Genomic DNA, 22,610 nt, shown 5'->3' with positions numbered 1-22,610 from the left:
GAGTTTTTGAGGCATTTCCGCTTGTGTGATGAGGAAGATAGCGGGCTATCTGACGAAGAACAGAAGCGGAAAGGACCAAAAAATCGCCCAAAGCACACACGAAAACGGATACATCAAGACGAGAAAAACTTTTTGAAGAAATTCAAAACAGTTTCTTAATGCTCAAATAGTAGATAGTAAATTGTCAAATCGTAAATTAAAATAATTTGAATATCCGCATTTCACCCAATTGCCTTGTAGGGGCGTATCGCATACGCCCTGAAGACATCCACGTGGATTAGTTGACGAATTCGGGCGTATGCGATACGCCCCTACATGGGATGTTTGCGGATATTCAATTAAAATAATCCGCGAAAATCTGCGTGAATCTGCGTTTCTGAAATAACTCCCTCTAACTCCTATTCCAGCTTATGAACAACAAGCCCCGAACGCAACTTAGGCTCGAACCAGGTGGTTTTGGGCGGCATAATGTTGCCCGTATCGGCAATGTCCATCAACTGCTTCATCGATACCGGATACAACGCCAGCGCCATTTGCATCTCGCCGCTATCCACCCGCTTCTTCAGCTCTCCCAATCCACGGATGCCGCCTACGAAATCAATGCGCTTGTCCGAGCGCAAATCCTTAATGCCTAATATCTCATCCAGAATCAATCTGGAAGAAATCGTCACATCCAGCACGCCTATCGGGTCATTATCATCATACGTATCCGGCTTCGCGGTCAGGCTATACCATTTGCCCCCTACATAAAGCGAAAAGTTGTGCAAAGCCTGCGGCTTATAGATTTCCGTCCCCTTCTCCTCCACCTCAAAATGCTTTCTCAAGGCTTCGATGAAAGCTTGTGGAGTCAATCCGTTCAAATCCTTCACAACCCGGTTATAGTCAATAATGGTCAACTGATTGGCGGGGAAACATACTGCCATGAAGTAATTGTATTCTTCATCCCCTTTGTGGTTCGGATTCTGCCGGGCTTTCTCCGCCCCCACCAGTGCAGCCGCCGCACTCCGGTGATGCCCGTCGGCAATATACATGGCAGGAATCTTTTCAAATGCACGCGTGATGGCTTCGATGTCCTCCTCCGCGTCTATTACCCAAAATGTGTGGCCGAATCCGTCTCCCGGCGCGATGAAATCGTATTCAGGCTTCCGTTCCACATATTTCTTCACAATCGCATCCAGTTCCGCGTTTTCCGGATAAGCGAAGAAAACCGGTTCGATATTCGCATTATTCACCCGTACATGCTTCATGCGGTCTTCTTCCTTATCGCGGCGGGTCAGTTCGTGCTTCTTGATGTTCCCGTTCATGTAGTCGGGCACGTACGCACCTACCACCAATCCATATTGGGTCTTCCCGTCCATCGTCTGGGCATAGACGTAATAGCACGCCTTTTCATCCTGCACCAGCCAGCCTTTCTCTTGGAACATCCGGAAATTCTCTGCCGCTTTTTCATATACGCGCGGGTCATGCTCATCCGTTCCTTCGGGAAAGTCTATCTCAGGCTTGATAATGTGATACAGCGATTTCTCATTGCCCGCGGCTTCTGCCCGCGCCTCTTCCGAATTAAGCACGTCATAGGGGCGCGAAGCCACTTCCTCCACCAACTCTTTCGGCGGACGTATGCCTTTAAAGGGTCTTATCTTTACCATAGTATTCAGTTGATAATTAATAATTAATAATTAACAATTATATCATACGCGGTATGGATTTTGCTACGCCGGATTTGTAATCCGAAAGAACAAAACAATCACAGTGCCGCATAGTTAATTATTAACTATTAATTATTAATTGTTAATTGAGAGTTACTTATTCACCCGGAACTTCTCACATCCGTCTTTCAAAAAGCCGACAATCTGTTTTGCGGCTGCTATGCCCGCGTTGATATTGGCTTCGGCGGTCTGTGCGCCCATCTTCTTCGGAGTAGAGAAATAACGTCCGGGGAATTGCTCGGCAAATTCGGCATGATGGACCGGCATGATATCCGTCACATACTTCAAGTCAGGACGGTCGTTCATCAAACGAAGCAAGTCTGCCTCGTTAATGACTTCCTTACGTGCCGTATTCACCAGCAGCCCGTTCTTCGGCATACGGTTCACCAAATCATAATTGATGGAATTCTTCGTTTCAGCAGTAGCCGGGATGTGAAGCGAAACCACGTTACAGGTTTCGTACAAGGCTTCGGCGGAATCTACCGGAACGATTCCGTCACCCTCCATCACTTCTTTGGGACAATAAGCGTCGTAAGCATAAATCTCCATGCCGATACCCTTAGCGATACGGGCGACATTGCGTCCCACATTTCCGTAGGCATGAATACCCAGTTTCTTGCCTTTCAACTCCGTACCGGATTTGCCGTCATAAAAATTGCGGACAGCCATTATCATCATTCCGAAAGCCAGCTCTGCCACCGCATTCGAGTTCTGCCCCGGCGTGTTCATTACGCATACGCCATGAGCCGTAGCCGCTTCAAGGTCTACATTGTCATATCCCGCTCCGGCACGTACTACAATCTTCAGTTCCTTGGCAGCATCCAACACTTCATTGTCTATCACGTCGCTCCGGATAATCAAAGCATTTGCGTCTTTCACCGCATCCAGCAATTGCGCCTTATCGGTATATTTCTCCAACAGGGCCAATTCGTAACCAGCTCCTTCTATTTCTTTACGGATACCGTCTACCGCTACCTTAGCAAACGGTTTCTCTGTTGCAACCAATATTTTCATAGAAATCCAATGTTAAATTAATAAATTAGAGGGAGTTAAAAGAAGTTAGAGGGAGTTAGATGCCAATACCTTTTACAATTTTCAGAGGCAAGAGTATTGACCTTTAACTCCTTGAACGAAGTGATAACTCCTGTGAAACATAACTACCTTTAACTCCCGTGAAACATAACTGAGCAAATCAATGCATCTTCTCGAATTCCTGCATGCAGTCAATCAATGCCTGTACGCTTTCCACAGGCAGTGCATTGTAGCATGAAGCACGGAATCCTCCGACCGAACGGTGACCCTTAATGCCTACCATACCTTTTTCGGTGGCAAACTTCAAGAAATCAGCTTCCAGTTCTTTATATTCGTCAGCCATCACAAAACAAATGTTCATATACGAACGGTCTTCGGGAGCCGTCACCGTGCCACGGAACAACTTGTTGCGGTCAATCTCGGCATACAGCATGTCCGAACGCAACTTGGCACGGCGCTGCATTTCCTCTACCCCGCCTTGCGCCTTCAGCCAACGCAAGGTCTGCAAAGCCGCATAAATAGGCACTACAGGAGGTGTATTGAACATAGAGCCCTTCTCGATATGGGTCTGGTAATTCAGCATGGTCGGAATGTGACGCGAAACTTTCCCTACCGCATCATTCTTCACGATAACAAAAGTCACGCCTGCAGGAGCTAGGTTCTTTTGCGCGCCGCCATAAATACAGATATACTTCGATACGTCAATCGGACGTGAAAAGATATCAGACGACATATCTGCCACCAACGGCACGTTCACTTCCGGATCGGCATGCAACTCTGTACCATAGATGGTATTGTTAGTCGTGATGTGAAAATAGTCTACGTCAGCAGGTACATCATACCCTTTCGGAATGAAAGTGTAGTTGGCATCTGCCGAAGAAGCCACCTCAATCACCTCACCGAAAGCCTTAGCCTCCTTCATCGCCTTCTTTGCCCAAGTACCTGTATTGAGATAAGCGGCTTTCTTTTCCAAGAAATTGTAGGGTACCATGCAGAACTCCAAGCTCGCACCACCCCCTAGGAACAATACCGAATAGCCGTCAGGGATATTCAAAAGTTCTTTAAACAATGCCACAGCTTCGTCCACCACCGGTTGGAAGTCTTTAGCGCGGTGACTGATTTCCATCAACGAAAGCCCTGAACCGTTAAAGTCCAGAATTGCCTGAGCTGTTTTCTCGATTACTTCGCGAGGCAAAATAGAAGGTCCCGCATTAAAATTATGTTTTTTCATTTGGCAGTTTGTTTAGGTTAGACAATATCATTAAATTCTTTTGTTGCGAATATAGTGATAATTTTTAGACTCCCAAAAGATTTCCTTATATTTTTATGCCTGGACCACCTTTTTTCTTACAAAATAAGAACTGAATCGTGATTTTGATTACATATTGACACATCTCAATCCCCCTATGATTTACATCCGTCCTGCAATCATAGCATTTTGTACGTAACTGAGAAGTTCACTGAGATATTTCTGACACAAAGTTATTATTTTGCCAATTCTATCAAAGCTTTTACCCCTTTTATCTTTTCATTTTGTACAAGATTTAATGTTTGTTTGCATTTATTGCGCGCAATGGCAGCGTAGGCATGACGTTCCTTCACGTCCACCTTGCCGATGTCATCACGCCCAAGGTTAGCCTTCTTCGACAAAAAGCCCACAATATCCACCTTGTTGACCTTGTCCTTTTTCCCTTTCCCGATATACAAGGTCACGAAGCGAGGCAGCGCAGGTTCGGGCAATCGTTGAGGGAACTCAAACATTTCCATCTCCCCGTCCAAGTATCCGGGCAACTGCTCCTCACTATAAAGGATGACATAAGCATTGCCTTCAGCTTCCCAACGTGCTGTGCGTCCGTTGCGGTGTACAAAACCGTCAGCGGAAACAGGCAGATGATAATGCACCACATTACGGATTTCGGGAATGTCAAGCCCACGTGCCGCCAGATCGGTCGACACCAATACCGGACAACTACCGTTACGGAACTTATAAAGCGCCCGCTCACGCTCTTCCTGTTCCATTCCTCCGTGATACACCTCGGCATACACCTTCATTCCACGCAGGTACGTCCCTATTCGCTCCGCACTCTCACGATGGTTGCAAAACACCAGCGTTGACTCATCACCCAAGCAACAGAGCAGCTTGTACAATGTCTCCAGCTTATCTTTCACAGGCGACTCCACCTTATATATATGCAGGCGCGAACCTATACCAGCATGTAGGAAATCCAACTTATGCATACGGTTCATTCCAGCAAAGCGGGGAATTTCCTCGGCATCCGTAGCTGATAACAAAAGGCGCCGCTCTACGCATGGCAACTGCCCGAGCACAGAAGCCATCTCTTCCTGGAAGCCAAACTCCAAACACTTGTCGAACTCATCGATAACCAACATCCGTACCGTTGAGGCATCAAAGTTCGCCTTCTGTAAATGGTCATTCATGCGTCCCGGCGTACCGATGATAACTGAAGGCAACAAGCTGTTCATCGTCCGGTGTTCGTCCATCGCCGGACGGCCACCATAACAGCTCATCACCTTGAAAGGAGTACCCATCTGCCTAAACACCTGCTCAATTTGCAGAGCCAATTCACGCGAAGGTACCAGCACTACTGCCTGCACTCCCTTCACACCGGATTTAAGAAAAGAAACCAACGGCAACAAATAGGCCAGCGTCTTACCTGAGCCTGTCGGCGAAAGCAAGACCAAATCGCCTCCTTCACCGAAAGCCTGTAGGGATGCACGCTGCATCTCATTCAACACCTTTATACCCATCCGTTCCAGTATTTCATCCATATTTTTTATCATTATATTACTCAAGTATTATATTACGACATTTTTACGATTCAAATAATATCCACAAAAGATTCAGGCACTGTTTTTAAGATAAATGCATCAAAAGTATACATTCAGAGTAAAAGATGTTCAAAAATATATACTGCATCGGCAGAGACAGTGCCCGTTCAACCAGGCATTCTTTCAGAAATATTACTACATAAAAATACCTTGATGGCCATTTGTTTAGCCACCAAGGATCTTTTAAGAGCGGTAAGCGGGACTCGAACCCGTGACCCTCAGCTTGGGAAGCTGATGCTCTACCAACTGAGCTACTACCGCATTACCTTTATTTCGGGTGCAAAAATAGAATTTTATTGTGAAATAGCCAAACGAAATCACATCAAATATTTATTTTTTGATCAAAAGGCAGAGTTTTTTAATCAAAATATGCAATATACGCAATTACCCCCAATAACAGGCACTTTCCAAATGAAGATATCTTACTTTGCCGTTCCAATTATCTTCGTAAGCTGTCGCAATTAACTGGAATGGCTTATGAAGTATATCATCTTTTTGAAAGCATATTAATTAAACGGATCGGACATTCACATTTAGAGCGTTTAAATTTTCCAATAAAGTAATATTCTATCAGGTTCTTTTGCGTTTGTTTCCGGTCTGTTTCCCCGATTTTATTCGTCAGATAGCCCGCTATCCTCCTTATAAAATCAGAAAAACATCCTCGAAAACAATTCGCAAAATTAACCTGAGCAAAATTTAAACAGGCTCTTACCTCCAATATACAAAAAATGCTCTAATCATCCGACATTTCACCACATATAAACCATCCAAACAAAATAATACCTTGCCCTATCAATATCACCAAAACAACAATGGAGATATAGCTAGTTCAAGGTATTATTCCAATAAAATGGCAAACCAGTTCTTCCTTCAACCTGTTTCCCTACAAGAGGAAGATTATTCCTGCATACTTACACGATAGATAACAAAAGTCTGTGCACCTACTTCAGACTGCAAAGTCTTACCATCAACAGTAACTTTACTTTCTTTCGGAGTAATCAGATTGGGATTATCCAACGAATTTTCTTCATCCGGATTATCCGAGTGGAACAGGATACAATCGGCCTGCGTAGCAAGTTTTTTCTTTTTCAAGCCATCAAATTCTACCGTTACAGATTGAGCCTTATCGGATACGTTGACAATCTTAACGATATAGCTTTTTGTAGGTTCATCCCACACAGCGCTGGCAAACAAACCATTTTGATCTGGCTGACCGCTTACAGCCTTGCCATCCATCAACAAAGGCACAACCTGTGTACCTTTATTGTGTCCATAAAGGTATTGCACATACCAGCTGCATGAACGTACACTACGCAAATTGTCAAACCAAATCAAGTCCGGACGCCATTGCCAGCCTTTCACATGCGCCAATAAAGGAGCATAAGTAGCCATATACACTACATCAGCATTACGTTCCACTCCTGTCAGGAAAGCAGCTTCAAGCAATGATGCATAAAAATGATTCCATTTCTTTCCTTTTCCGTGGCAAGCATATTCTCCTGCAAACACCTTCGGTCCTTTACGGTCATAATTATCATAACGATTGCCCGACTTCAAGAACCAATCTTCGGGGCGATAAAAATGTTCGTCGACCAAATCCACTTTCAACTTTTTCATCTCAGGCCACAAATAATCAAAGTCCTTACCCTCCGAATTCGGACCAGATGAACCGATAATCTGAATATCGGGATAAGCTTTGCGGATAGCATCGACAAAATATTTCAGACGTTCGGGATACTCCGGTCCCCACTGTTCGTTTCCTACTCCAATAAATTTCATATTAAAAGGAGCGGGATGTCCCATTTCGGCACGAAGTTTACCCCACTTTGTTGTTTCATCACCATTGGCAAACTCAATAAGGTCAAGTGCGTCCTGAATATAGCTTTGCAGGCTGTCCACTGGGACATGCGCTTTAGGATCATCGTTTTGATACTGGCATGCCAGACCTACATTAACAATCGGAAGAGGCTCAGCGCCCATATCTTCAGCCAACAAGAAAAGTTCGTAAAATCCCATACCATATGTCTGGTGATAATCAGGATAATAACGATGAGGGAAAGTATATTCCCATCGGTTCGAGTTCAACGGACGGTTCTCTACAGGACCTACTGAGTTTTTCCATTGATAACGGTCATTGATATGTGTACCTTCTACGATACATCCACCAGGGAAACGGAATACACCTGGTTTGGTATCAACCAAGGCCTGTACAAGATCTTTACGCAAACCATTTTCACGCCCTTTCCATGTATCGACGGGGAAAAGTGAAATATGCTCCAAGTCAACATTACCTGCAGAAGCCAGGAAGATACGCAGCTGTGCCGCATCAATGGTTTGTGGAGCAGTAAGCACCAATTCATATTTTTTCCAATCAGCCGAGTTCAAGGCTACGTCTCCCGAAGTCAACACCTGAGTTTCCCCCATCGAATACGGATCAATGAGTTCCACCCGGATCTTCTGCCCGTTTCCTCTGGCCCACACAGTAAAGCGGTATTGAGCATTTTCTTTCAATCCAATGCCGAAAAAGCCTTCATTGACTACCCCTGTACGCTTATGCGGATGTCCCGGGTCTGCAAGACGAATGTAATGTGGATTACGGTCGAAAGGTCCATCCTCCAAGACCGTAACATTACCGAATGTTTTCCAGCCTTGCAGACGATTGGGAAATTCAAATGAACGGTTCATGACCAATTCGGCATACAATCCTCCATCTGCACCATAATTAATATCCTCAAAAAAATGTCCATACATGGTGGGTTGGATTTCGGCACCTGGCTTGTTTGCCTTTACCACCATGTGGTTGACTTCCTGTGCCGCCAGTCCCGTACAGCAACAAGCCGCCAAGGCCAAACTGAAAATTGTTGATTTATTCATAAATTATCATTTGATTTCGAGTGTAACAATAGACATAGCAGGCAATTTTACCAACAAACCGCCCTTTTGCAACTTAACATCCTTGAAATCCTTCACAGTAACGGCATCCGGATTTTCAAACGTATTATACGTATCAATCTTATCTGCAGCCAGGATACGTCCCGTAACCTGTTTCCCCTCGAAACCTTCCAGGTTAACGGTTACCTCAGCCGATTCTTCAAGGTCGATATTAGACAACGACAAGTGAATACGTCCTTCCTTGTCACGCGAAGCACTTGTACTAATCATAGGTACCACACGATTATCACGCACATTCTTATAGGTACATTGCAGGTCTGATGGCAAGAACGTAGCATCTTGATGTACATTATACATTTCGAATACATGATAAGTCGGCGTCAGGACCATTTTGTCCTCTTTCGTCAAAATCATCGATTGCAGCACATTAGCGATCTGGGCTATGTTGGTCATCTTCACACGGTCGGTATATTTATGGAAGATATCCAATGTAAGTGAAGCTACAAACGCATCACGCATCGTGTTCTGCTGATACAGATGGCCGGGAATTGTACCGGGTTCTTCATCCCACCAAGTACCCCATTCATCGACGATAAGAGCAATTTGTTTCTTCGGATCATATTTATCCATAATAGCCATGTGACGCTTCAACACATCCTCAATTTCACGGCATTTACCCATCGTCCAATAGTAATCATCGGTTGTAAACTTAGTAGCAGAACCTTTACTTCCAGTCCATCCAGGTACTGTATAATAATGCAAAGATACACCATCCATACGATGACCGACATTCTGCATCAACACTTCTGTCCAATTATAATCGTAATCGCTGGCACCGCTGGCAATCTTAAACAATTTATTTCCATTGTAGTTACGACAATATGTAGAATAACGACGATACAAATCGGCATAATATTCCGGACGCATACTGCCTCCACAACCCCAACTTTCATTACCTACACCAAAGTATTTTACTTTCCAAGGTTTTTCACGTCCATTCTGCAAACGCAACTTTGCCATGGGGCTTCCCTGCTCAGATGTCATATATTCCACCCACTTTGCCATTTCTTCTACTGTTCCGCTTCCCACATTGCCGCTGATATAAGGCTCGCAACCCAAAAGCTCGCACAAGTTAAGAAATTCGTGAGTACCAAAACTATTATCTTCTACAGTCCCTCCCCAGTTATTGTTCACCATTTTCGGGCGGTTTTCTTTGGGTCCAATGCCATCCATCCAATGATATTCATCGGCAAAGCATCCGCCTGGCCAACGCAATACAGGTACTTTCAATTTTTTCAACGCTTCAAGTACATCATTACGGTATCCGTTTGTATTAGGAATAGGAGAATCCTCACCTACCCACAAGCCCCCATAAATACAGGTACCCAAATGCTCGGCGAATTGTCCGTATATTTCTTTCGGAATGATTTGTTCAGCCTTTTCTGTGTGAACGGTTACAGTCGCGTGTTGTTGTGCGGATACAGCAAGGCTGACGCCCAGCATCAAGCCACTAAGAATCAGTTTGTTTTTCATTTTTTCTTCTTTAATTAATCATTAATCGGCTCATTCACTAACCTTATATTTTACAGCTGCTTCTTCGATAGGTAAACCAGCTTTATAAGTTTCAATGTATGCATTGAATCCTGCTACATCTTTCAGGTCCGGTTTAATTTCCACACCTGTGTTCCCAGCAAATACTTGTTCATCAAGGAAATCGGCAAGCGACAATTTTTGTGGATTGTTCACCAAATAAGACCCTAACAAAGCAATACCCCAGGCACCGCCTTCACCGGCCGTTTCCATAACAGATATAGGCGAATTGAGTGCTGCCGCCAAAATGCGCTGTCCTACCCCTTTTGTCTTGAACAATCCTCCGTGACCTGTAATACGGTCTACTTTGATTTTCTCTTCGTTGAACAAAATATCATTACCTATTTTCAGTACAGCCACAGATGCATACAGGTTGGCACGCATAAAGTTGGCAAGGTTGAATTTATCATTGGCAGAACGTACAACCAAAGGTCTTCCTTCAGCAAGTCTGGTTACCGGTTCACCCGAAATGTAATTGTAAGAAATCAGTCCACCACAATCAGCATCTCCTTCAAGAGCATGATTATACAGTTTTCCGAAAACCTCATTCATATCTACGGGTACCCCCAGTAGTTCTTGATATTCTTTAAACAAATTAACCCAGGCATTAAGGTCGGAAGTACAATTATTACAATGTACCATGGCAACCAGGCTGCCGTCAGGCGTAGTCACCATATCAATCATTTCATACGGTTTCGACAAGTCTTTCTCCAGCACAATCATAGAAAACGAAGAAGTACCTGCCGATACATTACCTGTACGCTGCTTCACAGCATTGGTAGCCACCATACCTGTTCCTGCATCTCCTTCGGGAGGACACAAAGGTATGCCTGCTTTCAAACGGCCGGACCCATCAAGTTTTTTAGCACCCTCAGGTGTCAGGAAACCTGCATTCTCACCGGCTTGCAACACCTTAGGCAAAATATCGGTCAATTTCCAAGAAAAGCCTTTCGGTGCAACCATTTTATCGAATTTCTCCACCATCTCTGCCGAATAATTCTTTGTAGCAGGGTCAATGGGAAGCACACCCGAAGCATCGCCGATGCCCAATACCTTTTTCCCACTCAACTGCCAGTGCACATATCCAGCCAAAGTTGTCAGATAAGCAATATCTTTTACATGTGATTCACCGTTCAGAATAGCCTGATACAAATGAGAGATGCTCCAGCGCAACGGAATATTGTAAACAAATGCTTCCGAAAGAGCTGCTGCAGCTATGCCTGTATTGGTATTGCGCCACGTACGGAACGGAACGAGAATCTCCTCTTTATCATTGAAAGCCATATAACCGTGCATCATGGCACTAACGCCAATAGCCGCCAAAGTTTCTATATCCGTATCGTACTGTTTCTTTACATCAGCACATAGATCGGCATAACAATCCCGAAGTCCGTTCCAAATGGCATCAATGCTATAAGTCCACAGTCCATCTACCAATTGGTTTTCCCAAACATGACTTCCCTGAGCTATAGGTTTGTTTTCGGGGTCGATCAATACTGCTTTAATACGAGTCGAACCCAATTCGATACCCAAAATAGCCTTTCCTGATTCGATAATTGATTTTGTGTCTGTATTCATGATATGATTATATGATTATAATAAATAATAAAAATAAAACACAGAGACACAAAGGCACAGAGAATCTATTTACGAATAAAACCTCAGTGCTCCGTGTCTCTGTGTTCCGATCAACTATTAGCAAAGAGCTTTATTCAGCATATAATAAACTTCGTTCATACGGAGTTCTTTCTTGAAGTCGCTGATGGTGGTATCTTTGTTGATATGTACCATTTCAATACCCGCAATTTCGGCATAATCTTCCCAGTATTCTGCAGTCAAATCGTATGAGAAACAAGAGTGGTGAGTTCCACCAGCCAAAATCCATGCACCTGCACCTACTTCAAAATTAGGCTGCGGAATCCACAATGCAGAAGCTACCGGCAATTTAGGCAACGGTTTCGGTTCAATACATTCTACATCGTTTACAATCAAACGGAAACGATTACCCATATCCACCACTGTTGCTGTACATCCAGTACCCGTCTTTGAAGTGAATACCAAACGGGCAGTCTGGCTCTTACGGACACCGATACCCAGGAAATGTACTTCCAGACGTGGCTTTTGAGCTGCAATCAACGGACAAACTTCCAACATGTGTGCCTGCAGGATAGCACTTCTTTCACCGTTGAAATTCAACGTATAGTCTTCCAAGAACGAGCAACCGTTAGGCAGGCCTTGGTTCATCACCCATACCGTGCGGTACAAGGCAGCTGATTTCCAGTCACCTTCAGCACCGAATCCATAGCCTTCTGCCATCAGACGCTGAGAAGCAAGCCCCGGAATCTGGTCGAAATGGCTTCCGTCTGTCTGACCCAAATCATCAAAGTTAGTAGTGAAGCCTTTCGCACCTTTTGCCTTCAAAATAGCACGCAAGGCAAGTTCCGCTTTAGCCGAATTCCATACCTTTCCATAGGCTTCCGTTCGTTGATCTTCCAGTTCTTTATCATGGTCATACAGCTGGAAATACTCATCCACCAATGCTTTTACATCCTCGTCTTTCACCTGGCTGTGATATTCCATCAGTTCACTTACCGGACAATAGTCTACATGGTATCCCATCCGAACTTCAGCTTCTACCTTATCGCCATCCGTTACGGCTACATTATTCATCTGGTCGCCAAAACGAATAATCAACATGTCCTGTGCATCTGCCCAAGCTGCACATACACGCATCCAAACGGAAATCTTACGTTGGGTTTCCGCATCTTTCCAATAACCAACTACTACTTTACGACGGATACGCATACGGCTGCAAATATGTCCGAACTCGCGGTCACCGTGTGCCGACTGGTTCAGATTCATAAAGTCCATATCCATGGTATCCCAAGGAATTTCTTCATTAAACTGAGTATGCAGGTGAAGCAACGGTTTCTTCAATTGTTGCAAGCCATGTATCCACATCTTTGCAGGCGAGAATGTATGCATCCACGTGATAACACCGATACACTTCTCATCGTTATTGGCTGCTTTCATTACTGCTTCCACTTCTTTTGAAGAGTTAGCCGTACCTTTATATACTACTTTAACCGGAAGATTTCCACTGTTATTCAATCCAGCTACCATTTCATTACTGTGTGCGTCTACTGCGATAACAGCATCGCCTCCGTACAGAAGCTGAGCTCCTGTTACGAACCATACTTCAAATTGATCAAATGTGCTCATAGTTCTATGTATTTTAAAAAGTTAGTATGCTATTTCTTCTGTCCGTAGTAAGCATTCGGACCATGCTTGCGGCTGAAATGTTTCTCTACCAGCAGGGGGTTCATCGTCAGATGCGGATTGACGGCATATGCAATGCTTGCCATTTTTGCCACCTGCTCCATCACTACAGCATTATGAACTGCATCGTGAGCATCCTTACCCCACGCAAAAGGTCCGTGATTTTTCACTAATACACCCGGAGTATGAACCGGATTCATTCCTTCGAAACGTTTTACAATCACGTTTCCGGTTTCCAATTCATAATCGCCTTTCACCTCTTCTTCGGTCATATCCGCCGTGCAAGGGATGGCTTCGTGAAAATAATCGGCATGTGTAGTCCCTATATTCGGAATGTCGCATCCGGCCTGTGCCCATGCAGTAGCATACGTAGAATGCGTATGCACCACCCCACCTATTTCCTTGAATGCCTTATAAAGAACCAGATGAGTCGGCGTATCGCTGGAAGGACGTAAATCACCTTCCACTACATTGCCATCCAAATCTACCACCACCATATCCGATGCTTTCATTACATCGTAAGCTACGCCACTGGGCTTAATCACTACCAGCCCTTTTTCGCGGTCGATAGCAGATACATTACCCCATGTAAAAATCACCAATCCATGTTTCACCAAATCAAGGTTTGCCTGAAACACTTTTTCTTTCAAATCTTCTAACATAAGTCTTATAGTTTGAATTTCGGGTCCCGCTGATAAGCCTTATCATTGAACTTGTACAGATAAGCCCCTCTTTTAGAACCTGTTTTATCTATTTTATCTGTTTTCTCGATATAACCCATATCCGCAATTCGCTTCCGGAAATTGCGTTTATCCATTGGTTCGCCATAAATAGCTTCATACAAGCTTTGCAATTGCGTAAGTGTAAAAAGCTCTGGAAGCAAATTGAAACCAATGGGAGCGGTAGAAGCCTTTTCCTTCATGGCCGTCCGGGCTTTTTCTACCATTTGGTTATGGTCGAAAATCAAATCAGGTATCTCATCAATATTTACCCAATACGCATTATGCCGTTGCACCAGCTCCCGGTCGTATTTATTCGTATTGATGAGTGCATAATAAGCAAGCGAGATAACCCGTTCACCCGGGTCTCTGTTTATCTTGCCAAAAGCTCCGATGTGTTCCATATAAACATCCTTCAATCCGGTCAGTTCGTACAGCACACGCTTTGCCGCATCATCCGCGCTTTCATTTTCCTGGACAAAACCGCCCATTAAAGACCACTGCCCCTTTGCCGGCTCAAAATTACGCTGAAGCAACAACAAGCTCAATTGTTCTTTCTCAAAACCGAATATGATGCAATCAATACCGACGAAAAATTTCGGATTATTCTTGTAATATGTAGACACATCGTTCATAAAATCATTTTTCTATACCGAACTGGAATATACAATGGCTCTGATAAGTTTCACCCGGTTCCAGGATAACCGAAGGCCATTGCGGCTTATTAGGACTATCCGGATAATGTTGAGTCTCCAAACATACAGAAGCCCGTTGCGGATAAGCAATGCCTTTCTTACCTTTCACGGTTCCATCCAAGAAATTTCCTGTGTAAACCTGGATACCAGGCTCGTCGGTGTATACGGTCAGACTGATACCCGAAGTCGGACTGGTCAGCTTGGCTGCTACCTGGCTGATATCGCCTTTAGTCTTCAGTACCCAGTTATGGTCGAATCCATTACCGAACTTCACTTGTTCGTTTTCAAAATCGGTTACAGACGGAGCGATAGGCTTCGGCGTATTGAAATCGAATGGAGTATCCCTTACAGCCATCATCTCGCCATTGGTCATATACGTGCTGTCGACAGGAGTAATGCTGTCTGCCGCAACATACAGAATCTGGTCGGTTCCAGGCTTGGAGGGATCGCCATTCAGGTTAAAGTATGAATGGTTGGTCATATTGATTACCGTGGTCTTGTCGGTAGTAGCATCATACTTGATATCGATGGCATTATTGGCTGTCAATGCGTAAGTCACATGTGCAGTCACATTACCCGGGAAATTATTATCGCCATCTGCCGAGTTCATCGTCAAGACCAAAGTACTGTCGTTGGTCTGATTTGCTTCATACACCTGATATTGCCAACCGGTAGGTCCACCGTGCAGACAATGTCCGAAATTGTTTGTCGGCAATTGAATCAAAGTGCCGTCCACTTTCATCTGCCCCTTATTAATACGATTAGCATAACGCCCGATGGCTGCTCCGAAATCGCTCGGGATATTCTGGTAATCGGCAATGCTGTCGAAGCCCAGCACCACATCTGTCATCGTGCCATTTTTGTCCGGCACCATCAGCGAGACAATACGTCCACCAAAGTTTGTAATGCAGACTTCCATTCCGTTATGATTTGTCAACGTATAAAGTTTAACCGCTTTTGTCCCGTCTACAGTCGTTTCAAAATTGGCAGGATCCAATCCCGAAAGGGTCAATGCAGGTTTCTGTTCCTGCGTAGTGCAAGATGCCATCAAGGCAAGTGCCGCACTCATTCCTAAAAATGAATTCCGAATGTTTTTCATCGCTTATTATTTTTTATTTAAAACATCATTCATCTACTCTTTACCAAAAATACCAGTAGAAAGCTGCACAGCAGGCAACAACACCCAATGTGGCGATGACATCCCATTTATTCCAGCTCTCACGGATAGCCTTCTTGTAATCTTTGGTGAAGGTAATCGCTTCCACCTGTTCTTTGGACGGAGCGGGTGTAAAACAAGACACAACAACCATCAGAATGATAATGAATACAAGCAACCATACTTCAAACACCAGCCAGTTGGTCTGCCAGAACCAAGACGTGTATTCCCAGAAAGCTCCTTCCATCACCTTGGTGCCCGATTCGGTAACGACATTGGTGAACAAGCGCACCATACCAATCAGAAAGCCACCGATAAGTCCCCATTCGCCGGCTTTGGGAGTAATCTTCTTTGAGAAGATACCCAGCGAGAACACCGCCACCATTGCCGGAGCAATCAGTGACTGAATGTCTTGCAAGTAAGAGTACAGGTTACCCATGTTCATCATAATCGGCATCCAAGCCAATCCCAGAAGCACAACAACTACCGTTGCAAGACGGCCTACAAACACATAATGGCTCTCGCTCATGCCTTTCTTCATCGGCTTATAAAAGTCTTCGGTAAACAACGTAGCACAGCTATTGAAGAATGCCGCCAACGATGCAACGAGGGCACATACAAAACCAATGGTCACAATACCTTTGACCCCTGCCGGCAAGATATTTTTCACCATCATGGCAAATGCACCGTCAGTATCATGTGTGTTAGTGATATCCATCTCAATACCGCTTCCCGCCTTCATCGAGAGTGCGTATGCCACCATACCCGGAATCAAGAACATGAAGATAGGCAACAACTTGAAATAACCGGCTGCAATCGTACCGCGACGGGCACGTGCCATTACTACTGAATTGTCTTCGCCCTTAGTCTGCCCCAACACACGTTGTACAATGTGCTGGTCGGTACACCAATACCAGAAACCAATGATAGACGCACCGAGGAACACTACATAACCCGGGAATTTGGGATACATCGGATCTGCCGGATCAGTATGGAACATGTGCGTAGTACCAAAGCCGTCGTGGGCAGCATTACATACAGCCATCATCTGCGACCAGCCTTCGGCAATGCTTCCATCTCCCAACAGATGCAGTCCTAAAAACAAGACAAGGAAAGAGCCAATGATAAGGATAGGAGTCTGGATAGCCGACAAGGTCATCACACCTTTCATTCCACCGAAAACAGTAAATACCGCTGTAATAGCAATCAGCCCGATAGCACCGTACCAGAACGGGATATTCAATAAGTATTCGAAGAAAATACCTCCGGTGAATGCGGTTACAGAAACTTTTGTCAGCACGTATGCAATCAAAGTAATGATGGAAAGCCACGAACCGGTACGCTTCGTATAACGGAACTTCAGGAAGTCAGGCATCGTAATAATCTTGCCCAACTTATTGTTCAATAATTGATAGAAGGGGACGAACAGCCATCCGAGGATAAGAATCATCCAGCCCTGCATCTCCCAGTGTGCCATACCAACGCCGTCCTTGGCTCCTGTACCTGCCAGTCCGACCAGGTGTTCCGACCCGATATTGGCGGCAAAGATAGCCGCACCGATAATGTACCACGGCTCTCCTTTTCCGAAGAGGTAATCTTCACTGTTAGCCCCTTGTTGTTGCTTTTTGTCTTTTTGGATTGCACGGTACACCGCCCACGCAATCAGAATGACCCCGATGACGAGAACCGCCCAGTCGAGCCAAACAAATTCACTTGAATTCCAATTCATAATCACGTTTGTTTTTTTAATTTATGTTTCATGTTAATTAGATGTCCAAAAGGTCACGCAAGTTACAAGAACCGGCCATTATCAGTAAAGTGTATCATTTACACTAATTCGACTGCAATATTACAAATTCCTTACGAGTTATGTTCATAAATTTGTGTGTTACACAACATATTTGGACAAATTTCTGCCAAAACCTGTTCTATTGTCCACTTCCCGGCAACCGATACCTATTCTGTACACCTTATTATATATCCAACACCCGTTGGCGGAAGTAATTTTGCACATATATGATTCCACCGATAAAGGCATTCAGACATGACAGGTGCTGCCTCAAAAAGACCGGACTGCATTTCTTATCCTCGTAGGCTTGCAATTGCGATATTCCGGTTTTTACCTCTGCTTTTGACTCATATTTAGTTGTTGTTATTATCTTCTTCCCCCAGTGCAGATAACTTCGTCTGGTGTAAGATTAATAATCTTCCGCTTGTAAGATTAATAATCTTGCAGCCTGAAGATTAATAATCTTACAGCGGATGGACCTATATGCGTTTGCCGGCGCACCTATATCCGCGGGTTTCCGCAACCGGCTGCATCCTGCAAAAATAGTCCGCGCTATCCTCCTCGTTACAGAAGCGGAAATACCTCAAAAACTCATTCCAAATCAGCACACGATAAATTCAAAACTGTTTCTAAGGATTTGTCCTGTATCTCACTTTTTTGTATTATCTTTGCATGGACACTTTTCATCAACCTTTAAAAAAGAACAAGACTCATAATGATTACTGCAGAAAACATTCTACTCATCGGCTCTATCCTGATATTCATCAGTATTCTCATCAGCAAGACCGGATATAAGTTCGGCATCCCCACCCTCTTGCTCTTCCTCCTGGTAGGAATGCTTTTCGGAAGCGACGGACTGGGCATCCAGTTCAACAGCGCGAAAGATGCCCAGTTCGTAGGAATGATAGCGCTGAGCATCATCTTGTTCACGGGAGGGATGGACACACGGTTCCGCGAAATCAAGCCCATACTGCCTCAAGGGATACTTCTGTCTACTGCAGGCGTGCTGGTCACTACCCTCTTGACGGGGCTGTTCATTTATTTTTTATCCGACCATACAAAAGCAGACATTCAGCTGACCCTACTCGCCTCTTTATTACTTGCCGCCACAATGTCATCCACCGACTCGGCTTCGGTATTCAACCTGCTCCGCTCACAACGGATGAACCTGAAAGAAAACTTGCGCCCGATGCTGGAACTGGAAAGCGGAAGCAACGACCCCATGGCATATATGCTTACCATCGTGCTGATACAAGTCATTGGAAGCGGAACAGATTTGCATGCCGGAATCATCGCACGCGACCTGCTTGTACAATTCTTTTTCGGTGGAACAATCGGCTATGCAGCAGGCAAGTTCGCCGTATGGCTCATCAACAAAATCGAGTTACCTAATACCTCTCTTTACCCCATCCTCCTGCTGAGTATTGTATTTATTACCTTTACTACCACCGACCTGGTACACGGAAACGGTTATCTGGCGGTCTACATAGCCGGAGTCATCGTAGGCAATGCCAAACTGGCATCACGGAAAGAGACACAAACTTTTATGGACGGGCTGACATGGCTTTTCCAAATCATCATGTTCCTCGCCCTCGGACTGCTGGTAAACCCACATGAGATGATAGGTATCGCAGGCATCGGCTTGCTTATCGGTGCATTCATGATTGTAGTGGCACGTCCAGTAAGCGTGTTCCTCTGCCTGCTTCCTTTCCGGAACATTTCCCTACGTGCACGGCTCTTCGTATCATGGGTAGGGCTGCGTGGAGCTGTTCCCATCATTTTCGCTACCTACCCCGTCATAGCTGAAATCCCAGGGTCAAACCAATTGTTCAACATTGTATTTTTCATCACCCTTCTCTCGCTTGTCATTCAAGGGATGAGCATCTCACAGATGGCACGCTGGCTCAAGCTCGACATGCCCCAAGCCAAAGAAGGAAACGCATTCGGCGTAGAGCTTCCCGATGAAATAGATACCCGACTGGACGACCTGACCCTCACCGCCGAAATGCTGGAAGAAGGAAACAGATTGGCAGACATGAACCTGCCTCAAGGCACACTGGTGATGCTGGTAAAACGCGGAAACGAATTCATCATTCCCAACGGACAAATAGAACTTCATGAAGGTGACAAACTCCTGCTCATTTCTGAAAATAAACAGAAAAAGCGACAAAATCTGTAAATCAGGAAACAAACCGAAGAGATTTTTTCCTTACCTTTGAGAAAATTACAAGAACAGACAATACGCATCACCCGGCGACCACACAGCCCACAGGAAAAACCTCTGTATGTCTTTGTGCCCAAGGTAAAACTTGTCTGCAAGACCGACACACCATTCAAAATCATAACATTATGGAAAACTATCTCTTCTGGATTGCTCCAGCCGCCTCGTTCCTGGCACTTGCCTTGGCGGCTTTCTTCTATAAACAGATGAAAGGAGAAAGCGAAGGAACACCCGAGATGCAGAAAATCGCCGAACATGTACGCCGTGGGGCGATGTCGTACCTCAAGCAACAATATAAAGTGGTGACACTCGTGTTTATCGGACTTGCTCTCCTGTTTGCCATCATGGCATACGGCTTCAACCTCCAGAACCACTGGGTGCCCGTCGCATTCCTGACAGGAGGGTTCTTCTCCGGCTTGTCCGGCTACCTCGGAATGAAAACCGCCACATACGCCTCAGCACGTACTGCCAACGCCGCCCGTACCTCACTCGACAAAGGCCTGCGCATCGCTTTCCGAAGCGGAGCAGTCATGGGACTGGTGGTAGTAGGACTGGGCTTGTTCGACATCTCCTTCTGGTATCTCTTACTGGAACGATGCATCCCCGACAATGCACTGAACCCTACCTCAAAGCTCTGCGTCATAACCACTACAATGCTCACCTTCGGAATGGGAGCTTCCACACAGGCTCTCTTCGCCCGCGTAGGCGGAGGCATCTACACGAAAGCCGCCGATGTAGGAGCCGACCTGGTAGGCAAAGTTGAAGCCGGAATACCTGAAGACGACCCGCGTAACCCGGCAACCATCGCCGATAATGTAGGCGATAACGTAGGCGACGTTGCAGGTATGGGAGCCGACCTCTACGAATCGTATTGTGGCTCCATCCTTGCCACCGCCGCACTGGGTGCCGCTGCTTTTATCGGCACAGGAGACACCGAAATGCAGTTCAAGGCAGTCATCGCACCGATGCTGATAGCTGCCATCGGCATCATCCTATCCATTATCGGCATTTTTGCAGTACGCACACGCGAAAACGCTACGATGAAAGAGCTGCTGAAAGCACTTTCTACCGGAACCAACCTCAGCTCGTTTTTCATCATCATCGGCACGTTTCTCATCCTTTGGCTTTTAGGATTGGACAACTGGGTAAACATATCACTGGCTGTCATCGTAGGCCTGCTGGTAGGAATCATCATCGGGCAGTCTACCGAATATTACACTTCACAATCATACAAACCCACACGCAAGCTCTCCGAAAGTGGTAAGACAGGACCTGCTACCGTTATTATCTCCGGCATCGGACTGGGAATGATTTCCACTACCATCCCAGTCATAGCCGTAGTAGCAGGCATCATCCTTTCCTACTGGCTAGCTTCAGGATTCGACTTCACCAACATTGGGATGGGACTTTACGGCATCGGAATCGCATCGGTAGGCATGCTTTCCACCTTAGGAATTACCCTTGCCACAGATGCTTACGGCCCCATTGCCGACAATGCCGGAGGAAACGCCGAAATGAGCAAGCTGGGCGAAGAGGTGCGCCGGCGTACCGATGCGCTCGACTCGCTGGGCAATACTACCGCAGCTACCGGAAAAGGATTTGCCATCGGCTCGGCAGCCCTTACAGGACTCTCCCTGCTGGCTTCATACATCGAAGAAGTACGTATCGGACTGGAACGTATCGGAACCGCCATCCTTGAACTTCCCAACGGCATCCAGATAGCCATCCACGAGGCAGGACTGGACGACTTCATGATTTATTACGATGTTACACTAATGAATCCTAAAGTGCTTTCAGGGATGTTCATTGGCAGTATGATGTCTTTCCTTTTCTGCGGTCTTACGATGAATGCTGTAGGGCGTGCAGCCTCGCGCATGGTAGAAGAAGTGCGCCGCCAGTTCCGTGAAATAAAAGGCATCCTGAGTGGAAATGCCGAGCCTGACTACGCCCGGTGTGTACAGATTTCCACACAAGGCGCCCAACGCGAAATGGTATTCCCCTCTCTGCTTGCCATCATCGCTCCTATAGCTACGGGGTTGCTCTTCGGTGTACCGGGTGTCATCGGTCTGCTGATTGGCGGACTTTCATCAGGCTTCGTGCTAGCCATCTTTATGGCAAATGCCGGAGGTGCCTGGGACAATGCCAAGAAATATGTGGAAGAAGGAAACTTTGGCGGAAAAGGAAGCGAAGTGCACCGTGCCACTGTAGTAGGCGATACCGTAGGCGACCCGTTCAAAGACACATCCGGTCCCAGCCTGAACATTCTTGTAAAACTGATGAGTATGGTTGCTATCGTAATGGCAGGGCTTACTGTGGCATGGAGCCTGTTCTGACAACGGCAATAAACACGAATATTAACATGTAGGGGCGTATGCGGTACGCCCCTACATGGGATGTTTCGGATATTCAATTAATTTTTCATTCAGGCTCTTTGAAACTGTTTCTGACTATAATTGGCAACATAAGAAGCTGTTTTGAATTTCTCCAAAAAGTTTTTCTTGGCTTGATGTATCCTTTTTCGTGTGTGCTTTGGGCGATTTTTTGGTCCTTTTCGCTCCTGTTCTTCGTCAGGTAGCCCGCTATCTTCCTCATCACAGAAGCGAAAATGCCTCAAAAACTCATCCCAAATCATCGCACGATAAATTCAAAACAGCTTCTTCTATGTTGTAATCCAAATATCC

15 protein-coding genes and 1 tRNA gene are annotated in these 22,610 nt (G+C 45.4%); 2 read left to right on the top strand and 14 right to left on the bottom strand.

What is annotated here, in order from left to right; translation table 11 throughout:
* Positions 1–398: 398 nt before the first annotated feature.
* The 13 genes from B5F71_RS12705 to B5F71_RS12645 all read right to left on the bottom strand — a co-directional run bounded on the left by B5F71_RS12705 (position 399) and on the right by B5F71_RS12645 (position 17,648).
* Complete coding sequence (locus B5F71_RS12705; protein ID WP_087210884.1) at positions 399–1,646, bottom strand: DUF1015 domain-containing protein; 1,248 nt, start codon at positions 1,644–1,646, stop codon at positions 399–401.
* A gap of 153 nt (positions 1,647–1,799) precedes the next feature.
* A complete protein-coding gene (locus tag B5F71_RS12700) occupies positions 1,800–2,720 on the bottom strand; it encodes an NAD(P)-dependent oxidoreductase (protein WP_013616292.1) in 921 nt (306 codons plus the stop codon).
* A gap of 178 nt (positions 2,721–2,898) precedes the next feature.
* The gene (serC, locus tag B5F71_RS12695) at positions 2,899–3,969 is read right to left on the bottom strand and encodes a 3-phosphoserine/phosphohydroxythreonine transaminase (protein WP_022039085.1); all 1,071 of its coding nucleotides are present in this window, start codon (positions 3,967–3,969) and stop codon (positions 2,899–2,901) included.
* A gap of 254 nt (positions 3,970–4,223) precedes the next feature.
* Entirely contained in the window at positions 4,224–5,540 is a 1,317-nt protein-coding gene (locus B5F71_RS12690; RefSeq protein WP_087210880.1) for a DEAD/DEAH box helicase, read from the bottom strand.
* Between the two features lie 236 nt (positions 5,541–5,776).
* Positions 5,777–5,849, bottom strand: a tRNA-Gly gene (locus B5F71_RS12685).
* Between the two features lie 636 nt (positions 5,850–6,485).
* Positions 6,486–8,462 (bottom strand): alpha-L-arabinofuranosidase C-terminal domain-containing protein, encoded by a 1,977-nt coding sequence (locus B5F71_RS12680; RefSeq protein WP_087210878.1) that lies wholly within the window; start codon positions 8,460–8,462, stop codon positions 6,486–6,488.
* A gap of 6 nt (positions 8,463–8,468) precedes the next feature.
* The gene (locus tag B5F71_RS12675; protein ID WP_087210875.1) at positions 8,469–10,013 is read right to left on the bottom strand and encodes an alpha-N-arabinofuranosidase; all 1,545 of its coding nucleotides are present in this window, start codon (positions 10,011–10,013) and stop codon (positions 8,469–8,471) included.
* A gap of 30 nt (positions 10,014–10,043) precedes the next feature.
* Entirely contained in the window at positions 10,044–11,648 is a 1,605-nt protein-coding gene (locus tag B5F71_RS12670; RefSeq protein ID WP_022041240.1) for an FGGY-family carbohydrate kinase, read from the bottom strand.
* A 117-nt stretch (positions 11,649–11,765) separates the two neighbouring features.
* Entirely contained in the window at positions 11,766–13,292 is a 1,527-nt protein-coding gene (araA, locus tag B5F71_RS12665) for an L-arabinose isomerase (RefSeq protein ID WP_022041239.1), read from the bottom strand.
* 29 nt (positions 13,293–13,321) lie between these two features.
* Entirely contained in the window at positions 13,322–14,011 is a 690-nt protein-coding gene (locus B5F71_RS12660) for an L-ribulose-5-phosphate 4-epimerase (RefSeq protein ID WP_022041238.1), read from the bottom strand.
* A gap of 5 nt (positions 14,012–14,016) precedes the next feature.
* Positions 14,017–14,694, bottom strand: coding sequence for an NUDIX domain-containing protein (locus B5F71_RS12655; RefSeq protein ID WP_087210887.1), 678 nt, complete (start codon positions 14,692–14,694; stop codon positions 14,017–14,019).
* Positions 14,695–14,707: 13 nt separating this feature from the next.
* Entirely contained in the window at positions 14,708–15,862 is a 1,155-nt protein-coding gene (locus tag B5F71_RS12650; protein WP_087210873.1) for an aldose epimerase family protein, read from the bottom strand.
* A gap of 40 nt (positions 15,863–15,902) precedes the next feature.
* Complete coding sequence (locus B5F71_RS12645; protein ID WP_022041235.1) at positions 15,903–17,648, bottom strand: sodium:solute symporter; 1,746 nt, start codon at positions 17,646–17,648, stop codon at positions 15,903–15,905.
* Positions 17,649–18,420: 772 nt separating this feature from the next.
* Between B5F71_RS12645 and B5F71_RS12635 the strand changes: the two genes are divergently transcribed.
* Together B5F71_RS12635 and B5F71_RS12630 are read left to right on the top strand one after the other, a co-directional pair.
* Entirely contained in the window at positions 18,421–19,887 is a 1,467-nt protein-coding gene (locus B5F71_RS12635) for a potassium/proton antiporter (RefSeq protein ID WP_162608581.1), read from the top strand.
* A gap of 170 nt (positions 19,888–20,057) precedes the next feature.
* A complete protein-coding gene (locus tag B5F71_RS12630; protein WP_087210867.1) occupies positions 20,058–22,262 on the top strand; it encodes a sodium-translocating pyrophosphatase in 2,205 nt (734 codons plus the stop codon).
* Between the two features lie 89 nt (positions 22,263–22,351).
* Here the strand turns inward: B5F71_RS12630 and B5F71_RS20305 are convergent, their stop codons facing one another.
* Positions 22,352–22,561 carry a hypothetical protein gene (locus tag B5F71_RS20305; RefSeq protein WP_158098089.1) on the bottom strand — a complete coding sequence of 70 codons (210 nt, stop codon included), beginning with the start codon at positions 22,559–22,561 and terminating at the stop codon, positions 22,352–22,354.
* Positions 22,562–22,610 lie beyond the last annotated feature (49 nt).

This window comes from Bacteroides sp. An269 (assembly GCF_002159755.1).
Taxonomy (GTDB): domain Bacteria; phylum Bacteroidota; class Bacteroidia; order Bacteroidales; family Bacteroidaceae; genus Phocaeicola; species Phocaeicola intestinalis.
Note: the sequence above shows the minus strand (reverse complement) of the source record. Positions and strands in the feature narration are given on the sequence as shown.